This is a genomic window from Microbacterium sp. 69-10, assembly GCF_001897945.1.
In the GTDB taxonomy this organism is placed as follows: Bacteria; Actinomycetota; Actinomycetes; order Actinomycetales; family Microbacteriaceae; genus Microbacterium.
In genome coordinates, this window is sequence record NZ_MKRT01000028.1 from 154,593 (window position 1) to 174,216 (window position 19,624).

Here is a 19,624-nt window from a genome sequence, read left to right on the forward strand (position 1 = left end):
GCCCCCGCCTCACCCGCCTTCGGGAGATACGTCGTCGCCCTGCGTTCGGCTTTCTCGGCCTCGAACTTCGCGACGGCTGCTTTCTTCTCGGTGGCGCGCTTCTGCGCCTGGACCTGCTGGGCCGCCTTACGGCGCTCCTTGCGCAGGCGACGCTTCTCGCTCGCGGGGGCAACGAGCACCGAGGTGTGCAGTCGCTCGGAGTCGTCGCGGTTCACAGCCCCAGCCCCCGCTCGCGCTTGACCGCAGCGATACCGGGGTGCTCGAACCAGTTCGTCGGCCCCGACTGCGCAAGCTCGGCCTGCTTGTCGACGGCGTCCTCGGGCGGGATCTCGTGGAGTCGGTAGAGGCCGACGTGCCCGAACGAGTGGCTGTAGGTCATGTCGTAGTCGCCGTCACGGACTTCCTGTTCCAGCGGGCCGGTCGGCGGCAGGTCGTACACATACCCGTTCTCGAGGGCCGCGTCGGTGGTCTCGTCGCCGTAGTCCCAGTTCTTCAGGAAGCTCATCGCGGCATCCACGCCCTCATCGTCGATCAGCTCGAGCACCTCGTCGGCTTCTTCGCCCTGGAGGAAGCAGATACTGACCCACCGCTTCACCGTCACCTGCTCCACCGCGGGCTCATCCCGCCACGCGACACGGCCGCTCGCGGCATGCGCCTTATCGAGCCGGTCCTCGACCTGATCAATCAACGTCGCCGCCTGGTGCAGCTCGTCGGCGGCATCGAGCGCGGCTTTCGAACCGACCTCGTGGCCGCCGTGATCGTCGAAAGCACGCGGCCGGTTCTCGACGTGAGCGCGGGCGAGCTGGTCGAGCACCTGCCGAAGCGAACGGACACCGTAGAGCACGTCTCCGAGGACCCCGTAGAGGTCTCGCGGGTGTTCGAAGGTGCGGCTGGCGTGTGCAAGGCCCCGGAGTGCTTCCGAGGCCTCACCGGCGTCAGCACCGGGATCGTAGAACGTGGGCATGATGACCTCCTGAGCAAGTGGATTGCCCCGTAGGTGCACCGCCACATCCTGTGTCAGACCCCAGTTATACGATTGCTTTCATGGACACCCCGAATGAAATCCAGAGCGCTGGTACGAAATTTACGCAGGTACTAGACGCCGCTGCGAAGCTTCCCGGTGTCCGGATCAACCGAGCGCAATACTTGAGGACTGCGCTGAAGCGACACTGCGCTCAAGACCAGATTGAGGAAGCTATCCGGACCTCTCCGGCTGCAGTGATGGCAATGATGGGCATGCCGAGCGGGCCGGCTATCTCGGTATAGCCCGTGAGAATGATGTCGAGCCAGGGTGATCGGAGTGTCATCGCGAAATCGAGCAGAGGCCGGTCGATCCCCGCGACTCCATCGGCGTCGACGACGTTGTCGTACACCTGCGCGGCGGCGATGCTTAGAGCGACAACAAGAACCAATCCGAAAGCCAGGATAAGAATCAGCGCCCCGTTAGGTCCGAGCCGCTCGCTAAGCGCATGCGCACCCTGCGCGAGGCGACGCCACAGCGGCGCACCACGCCGGGGAAGGCTCTGGCTATCTTGCGTCAGCTCGCCGTGGACCCCCTCATCAGGTTCATTGGCGTGAGTCATGAATGGATCCAATCGTGGGGTTCGTATTCACCGTATAGCGCCGGCTCGACGTCTCTTCCGTTCGCAGCGAGGGGTGGTCGAGGTCAGCCGCGAATGGACGGGAGTTGGGTGGGCGCACCAAAGAATGCTGTGACTAGAGTGGCGGCGATCGCGGCTGCGGTGAGAATGGCGGCGAGTACGAGAAGTTGAAACTGTGCGGCGTCCAGTGGGGAGGCGCCAGCAAAAACGGCTCCGACGAATGCGCCGGGAAGAGTGACTATCCCAGTGGTTCGGGCCTGATCGGTCGAGGGGATGAGCGCCGTTGCTGCTGCGGTTCTGACGGAGTGTTGCGCGGCCCGGCGGGGTGTTGCGCCCAATGCGAGCCATCCCTCGATTTCGTCGTGATCCGTCACAAGGGCTTGCTGCACGTTCCGCCCCATCAAAGTCGTGACGGTCATCGTGTTTCCGATCACGATGCCAGCAAGCGCCAGGGTGTACCGGGTCGTGAAATCGACGGCAGTGGTGGAGAAAATGATCGCGATTGGGACCAAGGCGGCGACAATGATCGTCAAGGCGATGACGGGAATGTGCCGCCATCCGACGCGGAGCCGTCCCGCCACCACACCGGTAGCGGCACCGGCCATGACAACAAGGAAAACTCCCACCCACAATGGCTCGGTGATGACGACGTTGAGCAGAAGGCTGAGGATGCCGAGCTGCACGCAGGCGCGGACGATTGCCCACGGCTGCAACCAGGGTTGCGGGATATTCAACCGTCCGACGATCACGAATGTGACGGCGGTGAGCAGCAGTACGGTGAGCCCGGTGGTGAGGAGCGACATGGGTCACGTTGGAGAGAGAACGCCGGTTGCCAGAAGTGCGGCGACGACGACTCCGAGCGCGATGCGGTACCAGATGAACACGGTGATCGGATGTCGGGCAACCAAGCGAAGCAACCAAGCGATCGAGGCGTAGGCGACCACGAAACTCACCACGGTTCCGATCAAGACCGGCCCCCAACCGACAGTGACGCTGACAGCGCCAGCTTCACTGACAGCCTCATACGCACCGGCTCCAACCAGAGCGGGGATCGCGAGGAAAAACGATAGGCGAGTTGCGGTCACGCGATTCAGGTTGCGGAACAGGCCAGCGCTGATCGTCGCACCTGATCGGGAAACCCCGGGGATGAGGGCGATGCACTGCACCAGGCCGATGACCAGGGAGTCGTTCAGAGTGAGGCTCCTTTCTGACCGGGTTTGTTTCCCGACGAGCTCAGCCATGAACATCACCGCGCTCCAGAGGATCAGACCGGCGACAACGACCCACAGGTTCCGGAGTGATCCAGCGATGAGTCCGCGAGCGAGGAACCCGACGATGCCGATGGGGATCGACCCGGCCAGGATGTACCAGGCAAACCGATAGTCCTGGTTCTGCCGCGACTCTGATCTGAACAGGCCGTGCCACCACGCGGTAACGAGCCGACTGATGTCCGACCGGAAGTACAGGACGACCGCGATGATCGCGCCGAATTGGATGATCGCTGTGAACGCGGTCAGACCGGGGTCATCAATGGGGAGACCGAGCATCTTCTCAGCAAGGGTCAGGTGACCAGTGCTGGAGACGGGAAGAAACTCAGTGAGTCCTTCGATAATGCCAAGGAGGATTGCGTGCAGGAGGTTCACGGAAAACGTAACTTTCGGGTCGGGCTCGGCGAGCCGGACGAGGCTGGAGGTGCTCCTGGTGAGGCTTCTCGTGCTGTCCTCAATGAGAGTGTTGAAGCACAGGTAATCGGCGCTAAGGGGCTCGGAACTACCGGGTGTGCGTGGGCAGCACGGGTGACCATCCGCACGCGTCGCGAATGGTCGGTGGTTGAGTTGGGCTGATGTCTCACAGGATCGTGCCTATCGTGTATCCGATGACGGCCGCGCTGACGGTGAGGACGAGTGTGCCGATGCCGTTGGTCGCTGCCGCGATGGTTCGCCGGTCCTGGGCGAGGCGGATGGTTTCAAAGCTCGCTGTACTGAAGGTGGTGTATCCGCCGAGGAGACCAGTGCCCACCAGCAACCGCAGGTCCTCGGGAAGGGCTGCGGTTACGGCCAACCCGGTCACCAGACCGAGAAAAAAGGACCCCGTCACGTTGATGAACATTGTGCCGAACGGGTACGAGCCCGTGGTGCGGGTGCGGATGAGCCCGTCGATGAGGAACCTCAGTGCCGCGCCGATGCCGCCGGACGCTGCGATCGCGAGGAACAGCCAAGGCGTCATCGTGCGTCCTTCCGTCGGATCGCTCTCGCGCTGATGATCCCGCCTGCGGTCGCTGCACCGCCGATCAGTAAGGTGCCGACCGCGTAGGCGAGCCCGACAGCGGGGGCGTTCTGGAGGAGGAGGACCGTGTCGGTGGCAAGCGCACTGTAGGTGGTGAATCCACCGAGTATCCCGGTGCCTGCGAACAACCGGAGAACTCGTCGACGGCCGGCATCTTCGCCGCGGTGCGCGAGCGTCTCGAGGAGGAACCCGAGCACGAACGCGCCGATGATGTTGATCGCTGCTGTGGTGAAGGGGATGCCTGCCACGGGAGGGATCGCGAGGCTGAGCGCCTCGCGTATTCCGGTGCCGATCATTCCGCCGAGCGCGACGAGCCCAAGATAGCGCCAGTGGAGATGGACCGGGCGGGGCGCGGGTGTGCGTGCGTCGTCGACCTCGATGTCGCTGTCTAGCGGCAACGGAGACGTATCTGGCGTCTGTGCACCGGCGGTCATCGCAGTCCGAACGACAGATGGGCGTTGGTTGCCTCGATCTGAGCGAGGCGGTTGTACTTTGCGAGTCTCTCGCCGCGGGCGGGGGCGCCGGATTTGATCTGGCCGACCCCGGTACCGACGGCCAGGTCGGCGATGAAGGTGTCGAGGGTCTCACCGGAGCGGTGCGACACCATGCAGGCCATGTCGGCTTCTCGGGCGGCGCTGATAGCGGCGAGCGTGTCGGTGACGGTGCCGATCTGGTTGGGTTTGATCAGCGCAGCGTTGGAGTAGTGGTGTTCTGCACCGTCGCGGATGCGGGCCGGGTCGGTGACGTACAGGTCGTCGCCGACGAGTTGGATCTTGTCTGCGAGGCGCTCGAACAGTAGGGCCCAGCCTGGGTGGTCGTTTTCTGCGAATCCGTCTTCGATGCTGCGGATCGGATACGAGTTGACGAGTCCTGTGTAGTAGTCGGCGAGTTGTTCGCTGTTCATTATGCGGGAGCTGATGCGGTAGCCGCCGTCCACCGCGAAACCGTTCGCTGCGGGGTCCATCGCGATCGCCACCTGGTCGAGCCCGGGCGTGTATCCGGCGGCGGTGATGGCCTCCATCAGCAGGTCGAGTGCTTGTTCGGGATCGTCGATGGGCGGTGCGAATCCGCCCTCGTCACCCAACCCGGCCATTCCGAAACGGCTACGCACGAGTCCCGCGAGGGCGTGATAGATCTCCGCCCCCATCTGCAGGGCATGCTCCTCGTTTGCGGCACCCACCGGGGCGATCATGAACTCTTGGAACGGTAGGCCGCCGGGAGCGTGAGCGCCACCGTTGATCACATTGAAGTGCGGCACGGGGAGCCGCTCTTCGGCGCCGGAGAGGTGAGCGAGGTAGCGGTGCAGCGGAACGTTTGCAGCATGTGCGAATGCTCGGGTGGCCGCCATCGATACGGCGATCACCGCGTTCGCTCCGAGCCTCGATAGCGAGTCGGTGCCGTCCAGCTGACGCACGGCCGCGTCCAGGTCGCGCAGGGAGGTCCACCCGTGGGCGGTGAGCAGCGGTGCGATCTCCTCGTCGACATTCGCGACGGCTCGCCGCACGCCACGCCCCGAGAACGCATGGCCGCCGTCGCGAACCTCGACCGCTTCATGCTCCCCGGTGGACGCGCCCGCCGGCGCCGACGCTTCGACAGTGTCCCCATCGGTCAACGTCAGGGTGACCTGGACCGTCGGGTATCCGCGGGAATCCAGAATCTGAGAAGCGGCGACCATCTCGAACCCTACGGGCCGATCGCCGTGGTGAGTGATGTAGTCCCCGCCGCCGGCAAGCGTGTGCGGGTGGGCTCCGGTGTAGTCGTTCATGTCAGGTTCCTCCTTGTTGGGCCACGGTGGCGGCTGCCTGCCGTGCGGTGATCGGATCGAGGTATTCGCCGCCGCGCACCTTCGGGGTGCCGTCGGCGGTTAGTCGGTAGACGAGGGGCTGGCCGGTGGGGAGGTTCAGGTCCTCGAGTTCGGGTTCGGTGAGGTCGTCGAGAACCGCGCAGTAGGCGCGTAGTGAGTTGCCATGGGCGACGACCAGCACGTTCACACCCACCTGCAGCCGCGGTCGTGCTCGTTCCCAGTGGAACTGTCGAACCCGGGCGATCACGTCAGCGAGCGACTCGGTGGCCGTGAGGGCCGCAGCTGGAAGGTGACAGAACGGTTCCTTCCGGCGCAGGAGTTCCACCTGTCGGGCGCTCAGCGGTGGTGGAGCCCCGTGAACAGACCTCCGCCACTCGCGAAACAGGGCTGGGCCATGCTCGGCGAGGATCTCCGCTTTGCTTCGCCCCGTCAGAGCGCCGTAGTTGCGCTCATTGAGTCGCCAGTCCCGCAACGCAACATCCGGCCCCACACCCTCCTGAGCGAGGATCGCGGCGGTGTCTGTGGCGCGGGTCAGCTCAGAGACGAACGTTGCGCCGACGGTCATCCCCGTTGCGCGCAACAGGCGGGCCGCCTGCGCAGCCTCGCGACGACCGCGCACGGTAAGGGGAGCATCCGAGATGCCCGTGAAAGTCCCCGCAGCGTTCGCGGTGCTCTCCCCATGGCGCAGCAACACGATCGCCCCGCTCATGCCGACTCCCACGGCAACGCGCCATCATGCACCGGAGCCTGCGGAACCACAAGGACCGGGCGGTGCTGCTGGTGAGCCAAGTGCGCCGCCACCGATCCGTCGAAGAACTCTGCCATCGCCCCACGGATCCCGGGACGGCGAGTCCCGACCACGATCATCATCGCGCTCTCGCGCTCTGCGAGATGGGAGAGCGCGGTCGCCGGATTGCCCGCCAGCTCACACTTGTCCCATGCCACACCGGCACGTGCGAACCGATCTCTCAGTTGCTCAGCGAGCGTGTGGGGAAACGGAGAGGGACCGTCGTCGTACGCGTCCGAATCAACTGGCCTTGATGTGGTGGACCCGTCGGGGCGTTCGTCCACGACGAAACGGGTCGTGTCGACATGCGCACACACAACACGGGCACGAAGCGCAAGAGCAACGCTGATCGCGGCGTCGATGACGGCCGGAGCCTGCATCGGAATCACGCCGAGGACGAGAACGGGGGCTGAAGCGCCGGCCTGGTCCACGAGGGTCTCCTATCTCCGCGCACGTTGAAGTGCTGAGATAGGGACTGTTGTCGGGATATCCGAGGTTTGGGTCGGCGAGCCCCACCGCCGAAACGCTCTCGCGTTATCGCCAAGGTAGCACCCCTACGCTCGATTGTCATCAGCATCCGACCATGCGATGGGCGCGAATGAACTATGGTTCCCGTCCAGGTGCGACCTGATCCACGTCCACGACTTCCCAGCCCGATGTCCCCGCCACCATGACGCACCATGACGCGGTCGGCACCGACAATTGCCGCCCCCGATCAAGATGATCGATCACGGGTCGAATGATCGCGTCGTGAGTGACGATGACGGCACTGCTCGAAGACGTCCACAACTCCTGCAGCCGCTTGATCTCCGCCGCCGCATCCGTCGTCAACCCGGGCTTCACCCCGGCGTCGACCTCGTAGCGGCGCTGCCACAACCGCAGCGTCTCTGGGCTCATCCCCAGCAGCCCGGCGACATGCCGGACCGCGCTCATCATCGTCGGATGCGACGGCCGCGTCTCCGCGAGCATCCGCAACGCCCGCTCACGCATCTCCGGCGAGTACTTCCTGTTCATCGTGTTCCATCCTTACTTGAAGAACGGAACGAAAGTCAGGCCGATTCAAGTTTCGAGGGCCGCGGCGTCAGGCAAGCGTTCGATGAGTTCAACCGCAAGTTCGCCATGACCGCAGTCGGAGTCGGCCGCGGCGGGATGAAGCGCCGCCGTGCTGGGAGATGAAGCGCGAGCTCCTCCCGCCGAGGTGCTTCACGAACTGGGATGAGCTGCTCGTGGCCGCGGCCTGATAGCTACGCGGTTACAAAGTGCTGCTGGGCGCGACCTGCGGCGCGACGCTCACTAAGCCGAACTCGCATCAGTGTCACCAGCGAGATCGGCCCGAAGACCAGAAACTTGAACGCGTTCCAGATGCACACGAGCATCACGACGTAGAGCCACTTCGACGAACCACCATCGACGAGCACGTTCATGACAGCGGCGAGGTAGAAGTAGACGCCTGCGAGGAGCATCGCCGGGACACCCCACTTGAGACCCCGGCGGGTGCGGAGCTTATCGAGAGCGATGTTCGTCGGCATAAATCGGCGCATGAAAGCGCGGACGTAAAGGCTGGCGATCCAGATGGTGCGAAGCATGGGAACAGTCCTCTCCTGTCAGGAGGCGACAGGTAGTAGAAGGACCGTTCGACCGAAGCCGCACGTCGTGCCGTCACAACGAGTGATGGCGTAGCAGGTAGAGGTCGCCTACACCCAGGCTACGCCCGAAGCTCCGCAGACGAAAGGGCGACTTGAGCGGCCTCTGCCTTGGGTCGACCGTCCGTCTCTGATGACTGCCGACATGTGAGCTGCGGAATCTCCCGGTAGCGTTCCAACGTCTTCCGCACCGAGTCCCGGCTGGCTCCGATCGTGCGGGAGATCCCTCGAAGCGATTCGCCCTGTCGGAACAGTCGAACGGCCTCGGCAGCCTCCCATCCGTGGAGCCCGGCCGGGCGACGCACGACGCCCTTGTCGGTGAGGTGCCGGGAAACGGTGGCGCGGTGCACCTCGTACTTGACGGCGAGGTCGGTGACGGTCGCGCCGCCGAGGTAGTCGTCGACGATCTGGTCGATCTGAGACGGGGTCAGAAAGGTTTGAACAGTTGCAATCGTCCCCACGACCGGCCCCCGAAGGTCGCGAATCGGGGGTTCGGACGCCCTCTGAGAGGTGCGGTAGACACCCCGCTTCCAGCGCTTGATCAGGGCATTCTGTCCAGGGGTAAGGTTTGTGAAGAGATCACGCAGGGACCCAGAGAAAGAGCCCCGGCGTCATGACGCCGGGGCTCTTCGCATCCCGGGAAGCGACGCCCCCGCACCTAGAATCCGTATGTGGTCACCCGGGTTCTGGTCGTGGACGACGAGCCGCAGCTCGCCGATCTCATCGCGCGCCATCTGCGGCGCGAGGGCTATGAGGTCACCGCCGTGGGCGACGGCATCGCGGCGCTGCTCGCCGGCGGACAGGACGAGTTCCAGCTCGCCGTCGTGGACGTGAACCTTCCCGGGATGAACGGCTTCGAACTGGCTTCGCGGCTGCGCGATCGCGACGAGCGGATCGGCATCCTGCTGCTCACCGCGCGCGATGCTGTCGGAGATCGGGTGCGCGGTCTGGATGCCGGGGCGGACGACTACCTGATCAAGCCGTTCGAGTTCGCGGAACTGTTCGCCCGGTTGCGTGCTCTGCGACGTCGCGACCACCTGGAGAGCCATCGCCTCGAGGTCGGCGACATCACCGTCGCCGTCGACCGCGCGGCCGCGCAGGTGGACGGAGCCGACGTCCCTCTCAGCCGGCGCGAGTTCGACCTGCTGCGCGCCTTCCTGGAGCGGCCGGACGACACCCTGAGCCGCGAGTGGATCCTCTCCGAGATCTGGGGGTCGCCCCACTTCGCCTCCAACGTCGTCGACCAGTACGTGGGATACATCCGGCGCAAGCTCGCGGATGCGGGTTCCGGCATGCGGATCGAGACCGTGCGCGGCGTCGGCTTCCGGCTGACCTCCGCACCGGAGCCCGAGGCGGCCGGATGAGACGCATGCTTTCGATCCGCGCCCGGATCATCATCGGCTCCACCGCCGTGGTGGTGCTGCTGGTGCTGGCCGCGTGCATCGCGGTCTACGCTCAGATCTCCTCGATCGCCGTGTCGCGCGAGAAGGCTGTGCTGCACAACATCGCCGAGGTCTATCGCGGCATCATCGTCGAGGATCCGTCCGAGCCGTTCGAGAAGCCCGGCATCGACCAGCATGTGGCCATCATCGCCCCGGACGGGACCGAGAAGATGAACACGCTGCCCAAGACCCTCCGGACCCGGATCGACGAGCTCACCGTGCCCGGTCCCACGCTGCGCGAGGTGCATCACGGCGAGACCTACTACGTGTACGTCGACGCCGTCGAGACGCCGCAGGGCACCTGGACGGTGCTGGTGACCCGCGACAGCGACATCGCCGCGGGCATCGTGTCGGGTGTCGTCGCCCTGCTGTGGGTCCTGGTGATCGGCAGCGCCGTGATCTTCGCCGCGGGCGCGTGGGTGATCGCCACAGCCGCGCTCCGTCCGGTGGAGCGTCTCAGGCGCAGCGCGGAGCGACTCGCCCTGCGACGCAGCGAGAAGGAGTTGCTGCCCGTCGGCAGTGCCGGCGACGAGATCGACTCGCTCGCCCGCACCCTCAACCAGCTGATCGAGGACGTCCGGGCCGCCAGCGCGCGGGAGCAGCAGATGGTGGCCGACGCGAGTCATGAGCTGCGCAATCCGCTCGCCGTGCTGCGCGCGCAGCTGGAGCTCGTCGACGGCGTCGATCCGGATGCCGATCGCACCCTGCTGGCCGAGTCCCGCGCCACCCTCAACCGACTCATCCGGCTCGCGCAGAGCATGCTGGAACTGTCGCGGATCGAAGCCGGCGCGGCCTCGGGCGACAGCACGCTCCGCGAACTCGCCGAGGAGATCACCGAACGCGTCGACGACGTGCGCTGGCGACTCGCCGAGCCGGCCTCCGATCTGCGCGGCTCCGTCGACCTCGACTTCGACATCTCCGCGCCTGAGGCGCGCGCGCGGCTCGATCGCGCGGATGCCGCCCGGGTGGTCGACAACCTGATCGACAACGCGCTGCGCGCGTCGAAGGGCGACCCGGTGCACGTGGCGGTGACGCTGCGTCAGAACGCCGCGGACATCGAACTGATCGTGGCCGACGACGGCCCCGGCTTCGATCCGTCGGTCACCGACCGGGCGTTCGAGCGCTTCACGCGCAGCGACTCCTCCGCCTACGCGGGCGGCGGGCTGGGCCTGGCGATCGTCGCACGCGTGGCGGAACTGGCAGGCGGCTCCGCGACCATCTCCTCGAATCGCACCGCGGGGGCCGAGGTCGGCATCCGCATCCCGCTCATCTCCGACTCCCCGGACGGCTCCGGCGACGGCAGACGCCGGTCTCCGAACACCCACCAGCGGTAGGCGCAGAAGCGCACGGCGGAGCCGAGGAGCAGCCCGACCACGTTCGCCGAGACGTTGTCGTCGAGCGCGCTGGTGAGGCCGAGCACATCGCGCGACACCACCAGGCACAGCAGCGACACACCCCCGCCGATCAGGCTCGCGACGAGGAACTCCACGGCCTCGCGCCCGGTGTCCGCGCGGCGATGCTCCCGGAAGGTCCAGGACCGGTTGCCGATCCAGTTGACGGCGATCGCCAGCACGGTCGAGATCGCCTTGGCCGCGACCGGCCACCACGCCCACCCGAACGGGGTGTGGGCGCGCAGCACGTTGAACACCGCGATGTCAACGATGAAGCCCATCCCGCCCACGACGCCGAAGCGCACCACCTGGGTGAGCAGGGCTCCCGCGCGGCCGTCCGTCATCGCCCGCTCAGACATGGGCGTGCTCCCGCGGCGCCTGCAACACCGCCCGGTCGGAGTGCGGGTGCAGCCGGCGGGCGATGCCCCATGCCGTCACCTGTCGCAGCGCCTCGACGACGATGCGCCCCGACATCTTGGACTCGCCGCCGCCGCGCACGTCGAAGGTGATCGGCACCTCGACGATGCGACCGCCGACGGCGACGGCGCGGTCGAGCATCTCGATCTGGAAGCAGTATCCACGGCTGCTGATGCCGGCGCGGACGATGCGGTCCAGGGCATCCGCGCGGAACACGCGGTACCCGCCGGTGATGTCGCGCTGCGGCAGGCGCAGCATGATCCCCGCATACCGGCTGCCGGCGCGTGAGAGGAGGAGGCGCCGCCAGGCCCATCCCGGTGCCGATCCCCCGGCGACCCATCGCGAGCCGATCACGAGGTCGGCGTCCTCGGACGCCGCCAGCAGCGCGGGCAGGTCCTCCGGCCGGTGCGAGCCGTCGGCGTCGCTCTGCACCACGCGGTCGTACCCGTGGCGTAGCGCCCAGCTGAAGCCCGCGAGGTAGGCGGGGCCGAGGCCCTGCTTGACCGTGCGGTGCAGCACGTGCACAGCGGGATCGGCGTAGGAGATGGCGTCAGCGAGCGCTCCGGTGCCGTCCGGCGAGGAGTCGTCGACGATCAGCAGGTCGGCCTCGGGCACCGCCGCGCGGATGCGGGAGATCATCCCGGGCAGTGTCTCGGACTCGTTGTAGGTCGGCAGGATGACGACGGTCGTCTCAGGCATGGTGGGCTCCCTTGGTGAACTCGTAGACGGTGGTGCGGTGCACGTGCTGCTGCGCCGTGAGCGTGTAGCCTGCGCGACGCAGCGCGGACAGATCGGCGGAGGCTGAGCGGGCACCCTTCGCCTCCAGCAGCCAGACTGTGCTCTCCTGCAGCTCCGGTGCGGTCGCCGAGACGGAGGCGAGCTCGTCCCAGAGCCCGGCGCGGGTGTCGTACGAGGCGAGCAGCTGCGGGTCCTGCAGGCCGGCGAAGTCCTCCGGATAGAGCCGGAAGGCCAGCCGCGACGTGCGGGAAGGTCGCGGACCGTCGCCGAACAGCACCGCATCCCCGAGGTGCGCACGCTGCCCGACGACCTGGGCGGCGAATCGGAAATCGGCTCCGCCGTCCTTCGCATACGGCGTGCGCTGATGCAGGTACTGCGGCACTGTGGCGCCCAGCACCACGGCTGCCAGCACTGCGGCCGCGACCGGCGCCAGACCCGGCATCCGGCTTCCGACCACGGACAGGATGCCGGTCAGCCCCCGCGCGGCGAGCAGTGCGACCGCGCCCAGGCTGACCGCGAGGTAGCGCGGGTTGTACGTGGGGGCGACGATGACGTCGAGGGTGATGAGCACCGCGGCCGGCGCGAGAAGCCAGCTCAGAGCGAGACGCGCGCTCGTGCGCTCGGCGGGCCGGCGCAGGGCGAACGCGACGCCGAAGGCGATCAGGACCCACATGACGGCGGCGACCGCGCCGTGCGTGAACCAGGGCGTGACGAGCACGCCCTTCGGCGACAGATAGCCACGGTGGGCCAGGAAGCTCACCTGATTGCGCTGGAAGGCCGCCAGCGCGATGATCGGCAGCGCCGCGATGAGCGTCGCCGCGGCCGCCGCCGTCAGGTCGCCGCGGAGTCCGCGCACGCCGCGTCGCAGCAGGGCGCCGCGGCGCGGGACGAGGAACGTCACCGCACAGAGCGCGAGCGGCACCAGCAGCAGGTAGAGGAAGAACCAGGAGCACAGGCCGACCAGCACCCCGAACAGCACCCAGCGGCGCCTTGGAGCGCCCTGCCGCAGCAGATGCGAGAGCAGCACGGCCAGCCAGACGACGGCCGCTGCGGTGATGGCGTACCCGCGCGTCTCGATTGCCAGCGCGCTGGCGCGCGGAATGACCGCCACCAGTGCGCCCGCGATGATCGCGGTGCGCCGGTCGAACCACATCCGGCCGAGCGTGAACACGCCCACGGCCAGTGCGCCGACGGCAATCGCGCTGAGCGCCCTGGTCGACCACTCCCCCGTGCCGAACGCCCACATCCAGACGTGCAACAGCATGTAGTAGAGGCCGTGCACGGCATCCACCGCGCTCAGCTCCTGCAGCAGGCTGGGCAGCGACCGCTGGCCGGACATGACGCTCGCGGCCTCGTCGCCCCAGTAGGACGGGATGCCCGCGCCGATGTAGTCGACGAGAGCGACGGCGACCCCGATGCCCGCGGGCAGCGCCGCAGCCCGCAGCACCGGCCGGCGACGCTCGCGACGCTGCTCGTCCTGGACGAGCTCTCTCTCCGTGATGACCATGAGAAGAGCCAATCGCCGGCCGATCCGCGCATCCTATGAAATCCGGCCTCGCGGCATGAGAGTTCTCACACGAACGGCCGGCGGGCCTGCGCCTGGATAGCATCGAGGTATGGAGATGGATGCCGAGGAGTTCGAGCGGCTCGTGGTCGACGAACTCGATCTGCTCCCCGACGACATGGTCGACGGCCTCGAGAACGTGGTGTTCGTGGTCGAGGACGCCGCGGAGGACGGCGAGGAGCTGTTCGGCCTGTACGAGGGCTTCGCCCTGACCGAGCGCGGGCAGTACGGCATGGGCGAACTCCCCGACCGGATCATCGTGTACCGCGAGCCGCATCTGGCCGAGTGCGACGACGAGGAGCAGCTGCGCGAGGAGATACACACGACCCTCGTGCACGAGATCGCGCACTTCTTCGGCATCGACGACGAGCAGCTCCATGAGCTGGGGTGGGCATGAGCGGGCCGGCATCCGTCCCGGTGATGGACGAGCAGCTGACAGCCGCACCGCTGGTGCCCTGGCAACTGGTGGTGTGGGACGACCCCGTGAACCTGATGAGCTACGTCGCCCGCATCTTCCGCACCTACTTCGGCTACCCGCAGGAGAAGGCCAATCGGCTCATGCTGGCGGTGCACAACGACGGGCACGCGGTCGTCGCGACCGGTCCGCGCGAGACCATGGAGGTGCACGCCCAGGCGATGCACGGCTTCGGGCTGTGGGCGACGGTGCGGGAGGCGGGCGAATGACCGGTGGCGCGCTGTCCGTCCCGTTCGCGAGCATCGAGGGTCGTCACCTCATCGCTCTCCTCGACGACTTCGTCGCGCTGCTGGATGCACCGCGCGAGACTCCGGACGAGGCGCTGGAGCGTCTCGCGCCCGACGCCTACCCCGACGACCCGGCGGCGGCCGAGGAGTACCGGCGCGGCACGCGCGACGACCTCGTCGACCAGCGGATCTCGGACGCGCGGACCGTCCGCACGGCCTTGGAGCGGTTCGAGACGGATGCCGGCGCCGACATCGTCGAGGTCCCCCGCGCGGACCTGGACGGCTGGCTGCGGACGCTCTCGGCGATGCGACTCGTCCTCGCCTCGCGCCTGGGCATCGACCGCGACGACCGACACGATCCCGACGATCCCCGCTTCGGCACATACGACTGGCTGGGCTACCGGTTGGAGCTGCTCGTCCAGCTCGCCGACCGCCTGGATGAGGAGTGAGCCGGCACCGCTACGGCGTGCGGATGCTGATCCCGGCGAGGTTCTGCGGATCGTGAGCGGCCATGTGCGCGTCCTCCTGTGCCGCCCACATGTCCCAGAACGGCCGGAACCCGTCTCCGTCCCGCTCCAGCGCCCTGGTGTGCCGCGACGAGCGGGGACCGTCGACCCACACGGTCACGTCCGCCAGGCGAGCGGATGCCGGCGTCAGTGCGCCGCACCCCTCGAGCACCAGTCCCAGCGCCGGATCGACCGCATGCGCCTCGGCCGTCTGCTCGCGCTCCCAGTCCCAGCGGTGCCAGGTCCCCAGCAGCCCGCGGCCGTGCGGCACGAGCACCGACTCCCGGGCGATCTCCGCGCCCTCCTCGAGCCCGGTCCATCCGGGGTAGATGGAATCCAGCGCGATCAGCTGAGCCGGAGTGCGCAGCGGCCACGCGCGTATCACCCGCGCGGCCAGGCTGCTCTTGCCCGCACCGCTGCGTCCGTCGATCACCACCACTGGGTTGGACGCCTGCACGGCGAGGATCGCGTCGCAGATGCGCGCGGTCGCCGCGGTCAGCGCGGCATCGAGCGGATCGTCACTTCTTGAGTGCACGGATCACACGGCTGAGAGCGCGGCCGACCACCCACACGAAGGGCACGGCGACGGCCAGCAGTGAGACGATGTTCGGCTCGAACCGCAGACCCTCCTCGCGGCGGACGTACACGCCGAGCGGGACGGCGATGCCGCCACCCGTGCCGCCCTCACCCTGCTCCACGCCACCGCCGGCGAAGCCCGTGATCGTCAGCGCAACCGGCGTGACGCTCACGCCGTCGATCTCGAGGGACTCACCATAGGCGCCCTTCACTCCGAAAGAAGCGGCCTGTTCGCCCAGCTTCAGTGCAATGTTCGGCATCCTCCCACGCTAGCCGACAGCACAGGAACCGCGCGACGCTCACTCCCGGCCGAACGGCCTCGGCTGCTGGCCCGCGGACCGATCGCCGGATCGGCCGACATGCCTGGCCCGGGTGATCATGCCGACGCCGAACCGCGCCCTGGCGTCGTCGAGCGTCCCCTCCAGCCGGCGCTGGTCCTCGTCGTCGTCCCAGAGCGCGAGCGCGCCGCCCGACGCCTCCCGGAGCTTCTCGGCCCGCACCCCCACCAGACGCACGGGATCACGCCTCGCGATCTGGTCGAACAGCGCGACGGCGGTCTCCCCGATCCGCTGGCCGACCTCGGTCGGCTCGGGCAGCGACACGGTGCGGCTGAGGGTGGAGAAGTCGGCGAAGCGGATCTTGATCGCGACAGCGCCCGCCTGCCAGCCGCTCGAGCGCAGGCGAGCACCGACCCGGTCGGCCAGGCGCAGCAGCTCGGAGCGCAGCAGTTCGGCATCCGCGATGTCATGCTCGAACGTCTCCTCGTGTCCGACGCTCTTCTCCACGCGCTCGGTCTGCACGGCGCGGGCGTCCTCGCCGCGCGCGAGCTGCTGCATCCGCTGTGCCAGCGCGGGACCCACGGCGCGGGACAGCGCGTCGAGCGGCGTCTCGCGCACATCACGGATGAGGCGGATGCCGCGCCGCTCCAGCGCCTCGGCGGCCTTGGGACCCACACCCCACATCGCGCCGACCGGCCGCGGATCGAGGAACTCCTGGGTGCGCGCGGCCGGCACGATGAGCATCCCGTCCGGCTTGGAGATTGTGGACGCCATCTTCGCGACGTGCTTCGTCGCGGCCACGCCCACGCTGCAGGTGATGCCCACCTCCTCCTGCACGCGCCGGCGCAGCAGCACCGCGATCCGCCCCGGGCTGCCCCACAGCCGCCGGACGCCGCGCACGTCGAGGAACGCCTCGTCGATGGAGAGCTGCTCCACCAGCGGGGTGACGCTGTGGAACACGTCCATCACCGCGGAGGAGACGGCCCGGTACTTCGTGAAGTCGGGTGGGACCACATGCGCCTGAGGGCACAGACGCAGCGCCTGCGACACCGGCATCGCGCTGCGGACACCGAAGCGTCGCGCCTCGTACGACGCGCTCGACACCACCGAGCGGCCGTCCGGCGCCCCGATGATCAGGGGCAGTCCGCGCAGGGACGGGTCGTACAGGATCTCGACCGAAGCGTAGAACGCGTCCATGTCGACGTGCAGGATGCCGGTTCCGGCGTCGTCCGCTCCCTCCGGCGAGACGAGCCGTCCCGATCCGTCTCCACGTCCCATCCCTCCATTCTCGCGGAGGCCGCCGACACCGGATGCAAGAAACTTGACCGTTCGGTCAAAACCCGGCGTACACTGGGCCTCGACCCCCGATTCGGGAGCCATTCTTTCTGCAAGGAGGATGAGTTCAATGAAGAGGTGGACACGCTGGCAGGACTGGGTGGCCGTCGCCGCCGGACTGTACGCCGTCCTGGCGACCATGTGGACGACTCCGCGCACAGGCGCGTCGGTCTCCATGATGGTCGTGCTGGGCATCCTGATGATCGCGGCCGCGGTGTGGAGCCTGGCGGCGCCGGGACTCGTGTCGATGGAGTGGATCCTCGCCGCGATCGGTGCGCTGCTGTTCCTCTCGCCGTGGTTCGGCTCCTTCGCCGGAAGCGCCGGTCCCGCATGGACCGCGTGGATCTGCGGTGGTGTCGGAGTGGTCGCAGGGCTCTGGGCGCTCGCACCCGCGGAGAAGGCGCATCATGCGGGTCCCGGCGGACATCGGGCAGCGCACGCCTGACCTGCAGCGCGAGTCAGAGAGCGGGGCGACGGGCGACCGCCGCCCCGCATCACGACACGAGGACGCCGGGAGGGCGAGATGACCGAGGACGCAGATCCGGTGCGCACCCGCAGCCGCATCCTGAATGCGGCGGAGGCGCTCTTCGCCCGCCACGGCTTCGACGGGACCTCCACGGCACGCCTCGCGGATGCCGCGGGAGTGCCCAAGGGCCTGCTGTTCTACTACTTCCGCACGAAGCCCGAGATTCTCAGCGCGCTGCTCGAGGAGCGGCTCGATCCCGCAGCGCTCGACCCTGCAGCCCTGGCGGTGCCGGGGGATCCGGTGCAGACGCTGGTCAACGTGGGCGAGCGCGTGCTCGGCGACCGCGCCGCATCCGGCGTGCTCCGGGAGGTGATCTGGCACGAGGCGCACACCCGTCCGGAGGTGCACGCCGTGCTCACCCGCTACCGCCATTCCCTGCACGAGACGATCGAGCACGCGCTGCGAGCCGGCCTGACCGCCGCAGTGGACACGCGCGCGCTGCACGCCGCGGCGTCGGCGTGGGCGGCGACCATCACCGCCCGCCCGCTGGAGGCGCCCTCCGCGGACCACGAGCATCTGCACGAGGCCGCCAGCCTCCACGCGGTCGCGCGACTGCTGAGCGCCGGGCTGCTGTCCAGCGCTCGCGCGATCTGAACAGCGGCCCGGTCGGTCACTGCTGGGCGGCGCGCTCCAGGATCAGCTCGCGCACGCGGGCGGCGTCGGCCTGGCCCTTCATGGCCTTCATCACCGCACCGATGATCGCGCCGGCGGCCTGCACCTTGCCGTCCTTGATCTTCGCCATCACGTCGGGCTGAGCGGCCAGCGCCTCGTCGATGGCGGCGATCAGCGCGCCGTCGTCGGAGACCACGGCCAGGCCGCGGGCATCCACGACCTGCTGCGGGGTGCCCTCGCCGGCGATGACGCCCTCGAGCACCTGGCGGGCCAGCTTGTCCGTCAGGGTTCCCGCGTCGACGAGCTTCTGCAGTGCGGCGACGTTCTCCGGGCTGATCAGCTCGGACGCATCCTGCTCGGCGGCGTTCGCGAGTCGCGTGATCTCGCCCGTCCACCACTTGCGGGCGGATGCCGGCGTCGCCCCGGCCGCGATGGTCGCCTCGACGACCTCGACGAGTCCGCCGTTGCGCACGTCCTGGAACTCCAGGTCGGTGAAGCCCCATTCGGCCTTCAGCCTGCGGCGACGCGCGACGGGCTGCTCGGGCAGTGCGGCGCGCAGCTCCTCCACCAGCTCGCGCGAGGGCTGGACGGGAAGCAGATCGGGCTCCGGGAAGTAGCGGTAGTCGTCGGCATCCGACTTCGGACGACCCGGCGAGGTCGTGCCGGTGTCCTCATGCCAGTGCCGCGTCTCCTGCGTGATCGTTCCGCCGTCGGCGAGGATCGCCGCCTGGCGCTGGATCTCGTAGCGCACCGCACGCTCGACCGAGCGCATGGAGTTGACGTTCTTCGTCTCGGTGCGGGTGCCGAGCTTCTCCTGGCCGCGCGGGCGCAGCGAGACGTTGGCGTCGCAGCGCAGGTTGCCGCGCTCCAGCCGCGCCTCGGAGATGCCCAGGCCGCGGACGATGTCGCGAATGGCCGAGATGTACGCCTTGGCGTACTCCGGCGCGCGGTGCTCCGCGCCGAAGATCGGCTTGGTGACGATCTCCACCAGCGGCACACCCGCACGGTTGTAGTCCACCAGCGAGTACTCGGCGCCCTGGATGCGACCCGTGGAGCCCATGTGGGTGAGCTTTCCGGCGTCCTCCTCCATGTGCGCGCGCTCGACCGGGATGGTCACCAGGGTGCCGTCCTCCAGCTCGACCTCGACCGAGCCCTCGAAGGCGATCGGCTCGTCGTACTGCGAGATCTGGTAGTTCTTGCCGAGGTCCGGGTAGAAGTAGTTCTTCCGGGCGAAGCGGCTGGACTCGGCGATCGAGCAGCCCAGCGCGAGACCCAGGCTGATCGACGAGCGCACGGCGGTGGCGTTGACCACCGGCAGCGAGCCGGGAAGGCCCAGGTCCACCGGCGCGATGAGGGTGTTCGGCTCTGCGCCGTGGAACTCCTCGTTGGCGGGGTTCGGCGCAGCGGAGAACATCT

Annotated in this window: 25 protein-coding genes and 3 pseudogenes (1 of these 28 running past the window's edge); 8 read left to right on the plus strand and 20 right to left on the minus strand. The window is 68.0% G+C overall.

Going from position 1 to position 19,624, the window contains the following annotated elements:
* The 11 genes and pseudogenes from BGN97_RS15255 to BGN97_RS15305 form a co-directional block, all read right to left on the minus strand.
* Positions 1–215 (minus strand): annotated as a pseudogene (locus BGN97_RS15255) (ATP-binding protein); the annotation flags it as partial.
* Entirely contained in the window at positions 212–814 is a 603-nt protein-coding gene (locus BGN97_RS15260) for a hypothetical protein (protein WP_363331443.1), read from the minus strand. The gene BGN97_RS15260 and the pseudogene BGN97_RS15255, both read right to left, overlap by 4 nt.
* Positions 815–1,175: 361 nt before the next feature.
* Positions 1,176–1,583, minus strand: a complete 408-nt coding sequence (locus BGN97_RS15265) for a hypothetical protein (protein WP_292703274.1) — start codon at positions 1,581–1,583, stop codon at positions 1,176–1,178.
* An 83-nt stretch (positions 1,584–1,666) separates the two neighbouring features.
* The gene (locus tag BGN97_RS15270) at positions 1,667–2,404 is read right to left on the minus strand and encodes an ABC transporter permease (protein ID WP_292703277.1); all 738 of its coding nucleotides are present in this window, start codon (positions 2,402–2,404) and stop codon (positions 1,667–1,669) included.
* A 3-nt stretch (positions 2,405–2,407) separates the two neighbouring features.
* Positions 2,408–3,244, minus strand: coding sequence for an undecaprenyl-diphosphate phosphatase (locus BGN97_RS15275; protein ID WP_292703280.1), 837 nt, complete (start codon positions 3,242–3,244; stop codon positions 2,408–2,410).
* Between the two features lie 205 nt (positions 3,245–3,449).
* Complete coding sequence (crcB, locus tag BGN97_RS15280; protein WP_292703283.1) at positions 3,450–3,827, minus strand: fluoride efflux transporter CrcB; 378 nt, start codon at positions 3,825–3,827, stop codon at positions 3,450–3,452.
* A complete protein-coding gene (locus BGN97_RS15285; protein WP_292703286.1) occupies positions 3,824–4,285 on the minus strand; it encodes a CrcB family protein in 462 nt (153 codons plus the stop codon). Before BGN97_RS15285 ends, crcB begins: the two co-directional genes overlap by 4 nt.
* Positions 4,286–4,317: 32 nt before the next feature.
* The gene (eno, locus tag BGN97_RS15290; RefSeq protein ID WP_292703289.1) at positions 4,318–5,652 is read right to left on the minus strand and encodes a phosphopyruvate hydratase; all 1,335 of its coding nucleotides are present in this window, start codon (positions 5,650–5,652) and stop codon (positions 4,318–4,320) included.
* Position 5,653: 1 nt separating this feature from the next.
* A complete protein-coding gene (locus BGN97_RS15295; RefSeq protein ID WP_292703292.1) occupies positions 5,654–6,400 on the minus strand; it encodes a 2,3-bisphosphoglycerate-dependent phosphoglycerate mutase in 747 nt (248 codons plus the stop codon).
* A complete protein-coding gene (locus tag BGN97_RS15300; RefSeq protein WP_292703295.1) occupies positions 6,397–6,909 on the minus strand; it encodes a universal stress protein in 513 nt (170 codons plus the stop codon). Before BGN97_RS15300 ends, BGN97_RS15295 begins: the two co-directional genes overlap by 4 nt.
* 172 nt (positions 6,910–7,081) lie before the next feature.
* Entirely contained in the window at positions 7,082–7,492 is a 411-nt protein-coding gene (locus tag BGN97_RS15305; RefSeq protein ID WP_292703298.1) for a transposase, read from the minus strand.
* Positions 7,493–7,650: 158 nt separating this feature from the next.
* On the opposite strand from BGN97_RS15305, the gene BGN97_RS18520 reads away from it, so the two are divergent.
* Positions 7,651–7,719, plus strand: a complete 69-nt coding sequence (locus tag BGN97_RS18520) for a hypothetical protein (RefSeq protein WP_363331444.1) — start codon at positions 7,651–7,653, stop codon at positions 7,717–7,719.
* 3 nt (positions 7,720–7,722) lie between these two features.
* Here BGN97_RS18520 and BGN97_RS15310 read toward each other — a convergent pair whose 3' ends face one another.
* Both BGN97_RS15310 and BGN97_RS15315 read right to left on the minus strand, forming a co-directional pair.
* Complete coding sequence (locus tag BGN97_RS15310) at positions 7,723–8,064, minus strand: sulfate permease (RefSeq protein WP_292703302.1); 342 nt, start codon at positions 8,062–8,064, stop codon at positions 7,723–7,725.
* A 119-nt stretch (positions 8,065–8,183) separates the two neighbouring features.
* Positions 8,184–8,582, minus strand: a complete 399-nt coding sequence (locus BGN97_RS15315) for a helix-turn-helix domain-containing protein (protein WP_292703305.1) — start codon at positions 8,580–8,582, stop codon at positions 8,184–8,186.
* Positions 8,583–8,792: 210 nt separating this feature from the next.
* On the opposite strand from BGN97_RS15315, the gene BGN97_RS15320 reads away from it, so the two are divergent.
* Entirely contained in the window at positions 8,793–9,485 is a 693-nt protein-coding gene (locus BGN97_RS15320) for a response regulator transcription factor (protein WP_292703307.1), read from the plus strand.
* A 248-nt stretch (positions 9,486–9,733) separates the two neighbouring features.
* Positions 9,734–10,771: pseudogene (locus BGN97_RS15325) on the plus strand (HAMP domain-containing sensor histidine kinase); the annotation flags it as partial.
* Here BGN97_RS15325 and BGN97_RS15330 read toward each other — a convergent pair.
* Genes BGN97_RS15330 through BGN97_RS15340 form a run of 3 tightly spaced genes read right to left on the minus strand, consistent with a single transcriptional unit; the run spans position 10,711 to position 13,616 of the window.
* Positions 10,711–11,313: a GtrA family protein gene (locus BGN97_RS15330; protein WP_292703310.1), complete on the minus strand. Its 603-nt coding sequence runs from the start codon at positions 11,311–11,313 to the stop codon at positions 10,711–10,713. The pseudogene BGN97_RS15325 and the gene BGN97_RS15330 sit on opposite strands and share 61 nt — an antisense overlap.
* Positions 11,306–12,070 (minus strand): polyprenol monophosphomannose synthase, encoded by a 765-nt coding sequence (locus BGN97_RS15335; RefSeq protein WP_292703312.1) that lies wholly within the window; start codon positions 12,068–12,070, stop codon positions 11,306–11,308. Before BGN97_RS15335 ends, BGN97_RS15330 begins: the two co-directional genes overlap by 8 nt.
* Positions 12,063–13,616 carry a glycosyltransferase family 39 protein gene (locus BGN97_RS15340; protein ID WP_292703315.1) on the minus strand — a complete coding sequence of 518 codons (1,554 nt, stop codon included), beginning with the start codon at positions 13,614–13,616 and terminating at the stop codon, positions 12,063–12,065. Before BGN97_RS15340 ends, BGN97_RS15335 begins: the two co-directional genes overlap by 8 nt.
* A 109-nt stretch (positions 13,617–13,725) precedes the next feature.
* On the opposite strand from BGN97_RS15340, the gene BGN97_RS15345 reads away from it, so the two are divergent.
* Genes BGN97_RS15345 through BGN97_RS15355 form a run of 3 tightly spaced genes read left to right on the plus strand, consistent with a single transcriptional unit; the run spans position 13,726 to position 14,824 of the window.
* Complete coding sequence (locus BGN97_RS15345) at positions 13,726–14,070, plus strand: metallopeptidase family protein (RefSeq protein ID WP_292703318.1); 345 nt, start codon at positions 13,726–13,728, stop codon at positions 14,068–14,070.
* Positions 14,067–14,357 carry an ATP-dependent Clp protease adapter ClpS gene (gene clpS, locus BGN97_RS15350; RefSeq protein WP_292703626.1) on the plus strand — a complete coding sequence of 97 codons (291 nt, stop codon included), beginning with the start codon at positions 14,067–14,069 and terminating at the stop codon, positions 14,355–14,357. Before BGN97_RS15345 ends, clpS begins: the two co-directional genes overlap by 4 nt.
* A complete protein-coding gene (locus tag BGN97_RS15355) occupies positions 14,354–14,824 on the plus strand; it encodes a DUF2017 family protein (RefSeq protein ID WP_292703319.1) in 471 nt (156 codons plus the stop codon). Before clpS ends, BGN97_RS15355 begins: the two co-directional genes overlap by 4 nt.
* A 10-nt stretch (positions 14,825–14,834) precedes the next feature.
* Here the strand turns inward: BGN97_RS15355 and BGN97_RS15360 are convergent, their stop codons facing one another.
* Genes BGN97_RS15360 through dinB form a run of 3 tightly spaced genes read right to left on the minus strand, consistent with a single transcriptional unit; the run spans position 14,835 to position 17,013 of the window.
* A complete protein-coding gene (locus BGN97_RS15360) occupies positions 14,835–15,416 on the minus strand; it encodes a hypothetical protein (protein ID WP_292703321.1) in 582 nt (193 codons plus the stop codon).
* The gene (locus BGN97_RS15365; RefSeq protein WP_292703323.1) at positions 15,400–15,717 is read right to left on the minus strand and encodes a hypothetical protein; all 318 of its coding nucleotides are present in this window, start codon (positions 15,715–15,717) and stop codon (positions 15,400–15,402) included. The genes BGN97_RS15360 and BGN97_RS15365 overlap by 17 nt, the downstream gene beginning before the upstream one ends.
* 39 nt (positions 15,718–15,756) lie before the next feature.
* A complete protein-coding gene (dinB, locus tag BGN97_RS15370; protein WP_292703326.1) occupies positions 15,757–17,013 on the minus strand; it encodes a DNA polymerase IV in 1,257 nt (418 codons plus the stop codon).
* A gap of 127 nt (positions 17,014–17,140) precedes the next feature.
* Between dinB and BGN97_RS15375 the strand changes: the two genes are divergently transcribed.
* Together BGN97_RS15375 and BGN97_RS15380 are read left to right on the plus strand one after the other, a co-directional pair.
* A complete protein-coding gene (locus BGN97_RS15375; RefSeq protein WP_292703329.1) occupies positions 17,141–17,515 on the plus strand; it encodes an SPW repeat protein in 375 nt (124 codons plus the stop codon).
* 78 nt (positions 17,516–17,593) lie between these two features.
* Positions 17,594–18,190, plus strand: a complete 597-nt coding sequence (locus BGN97_RS15380; protein WP_292703332.1) for a TetR/AcrR family transcriptional regulator — start codon at positions 17,594–17,596, stop codon at positions 18,188–18,190.
* A 16-nt stretch (positions 18,191–18,206) separates the two neighbouring features.
* Here the strand turns inward: BGN97_RS15380 and gatB are convergent.
* Positions 18,207–19,624 (minus strand): annotated as a pseudogene (gene gatB / locus BGN97_RS15385) (Asp-tRNA(Asn)/Glu-tRNA(Gln) amidotransferase subunit GatB); it runs 44 nt beyond the window's last position.

Bases quoted from the DNA above. Each gene is read 5' to 3' on its own strand.
- BGN97_RS15380 (WP_292703332.1), top strand. From the start codon at position 17,594: ATGACCGAGGACGCAGATCCGGTGCGCACCCGCAGCCGCATCCTGAAT.
- clpS (WP_292703626.1), top strand. From the start codon at position 14,067: ATGAGCGGGCCGGCATCCGTCCCGGTGATGGACGAGCAGCTGACAGCC.
- BGN97_RS15365 (WP_292703323.1), bottom strand. From the start codon at position 15,717: ATGCCGAACATTGCACTGAAGCTGGGCGAACAGGCCGCTTCTTTCGGA.
- BGN97_RS15345 (WP_292703318.1), top strand. From the start codon at position 13,726: ATGGAGATGGATGCCGAGGAGTTCGAGCGGCTCGTGGTCGACGAACTC.
- BGN97_RS15335 (WP_292703312.1), bottom strand. From the start codon at position 12,070: ATGCCTGAGACGACCGTCGTCATCCTGCCGACCTACAACGAGTCCGAG.
- BGN97_RS15310 (WP_292703302.1), bottom strand. From the start codon at position 8,064: ATGCTTCGCACCATCTGGATCGCCAGCCTTTACGTCCGCGCTTTCATG.
- BGN97_RS15295 (WP_292703292.1), bottom strand. From the start codon at position 6,400: ATGAGCGGGGCGATCGTGTTGCTGCGCCATGGGGAGAGCACCGCGAAC.
- BGN97_RS15330 (WP_292703310.1), bottom strand. From the start codon at position 11,313: ATGTCTGAGCGGGCGATGACGGACGGCCGCGCGGGAGCCCTGCTCACC.
- crcB (WP_292703283.1), bottom strand. From the start codon at position 3,827: ATGACGCCTTGGCTGTTCCTCGCGATCGCAGCGTCCGGCGGCATCGGC.
- BGN97_RS15340 (WP_292703315.1), bottom strand. From the start codon at position 13,616: ATGGTCATCACGGAGAGAGAGCTCGTCCAGGACGAGCAGCGTCGCGAG.
- BGN97_RS15270 (WP_292703277.1), bottom strand. From the start codon at position 2,404: ATGTCGCTCCTCACCACCGGGCTCACCGTACTGCTGCTCACCGCCGTC.
- BGN97_RS15305 (WP_292703298.1), bottom strand. From the start codon at position 7,492: ATGAACAGGAAGTACTCGCCGGAGATGCGTGAGCGGGCGTTGCGGATG.
- eno (WP_292703289.1), bottom strand. From the start codon at position 5,652: ATGAACGACTACACCGGAGCCCACCCGCACACGCTTGCCGGCGGCGGG.
- BGN97_RS15265 (WP_292703274.1), bottom strand. From the start codon at position 1,583: ATGACTCACGCCAATGAACCTGATGAGGGGGTCCACGGCGAGCTGACG.
- dinB (WP_292703326.1), bottom strand. From the start codon at position 17,013: ATGGGACGTGGAGACGGATCGGGACGGCTCGTCTCGCCGGAGGGAGCG.
- BGN97_RS15375 (WP_292703329.1), top strand. From the start codon at position 17,141: ATGAAGAGGTGGACACGCTGGCAGGACTGGGTGGCCGTCGCCGCCGGA.
- BGN97_RS15355 (WP_292703319.1), top strand. From the start codon at position 14,354: ATGACCGGTGGCGCGCTGTCCGTCCCGTTCGCGAGCATCGAGGGTCGT.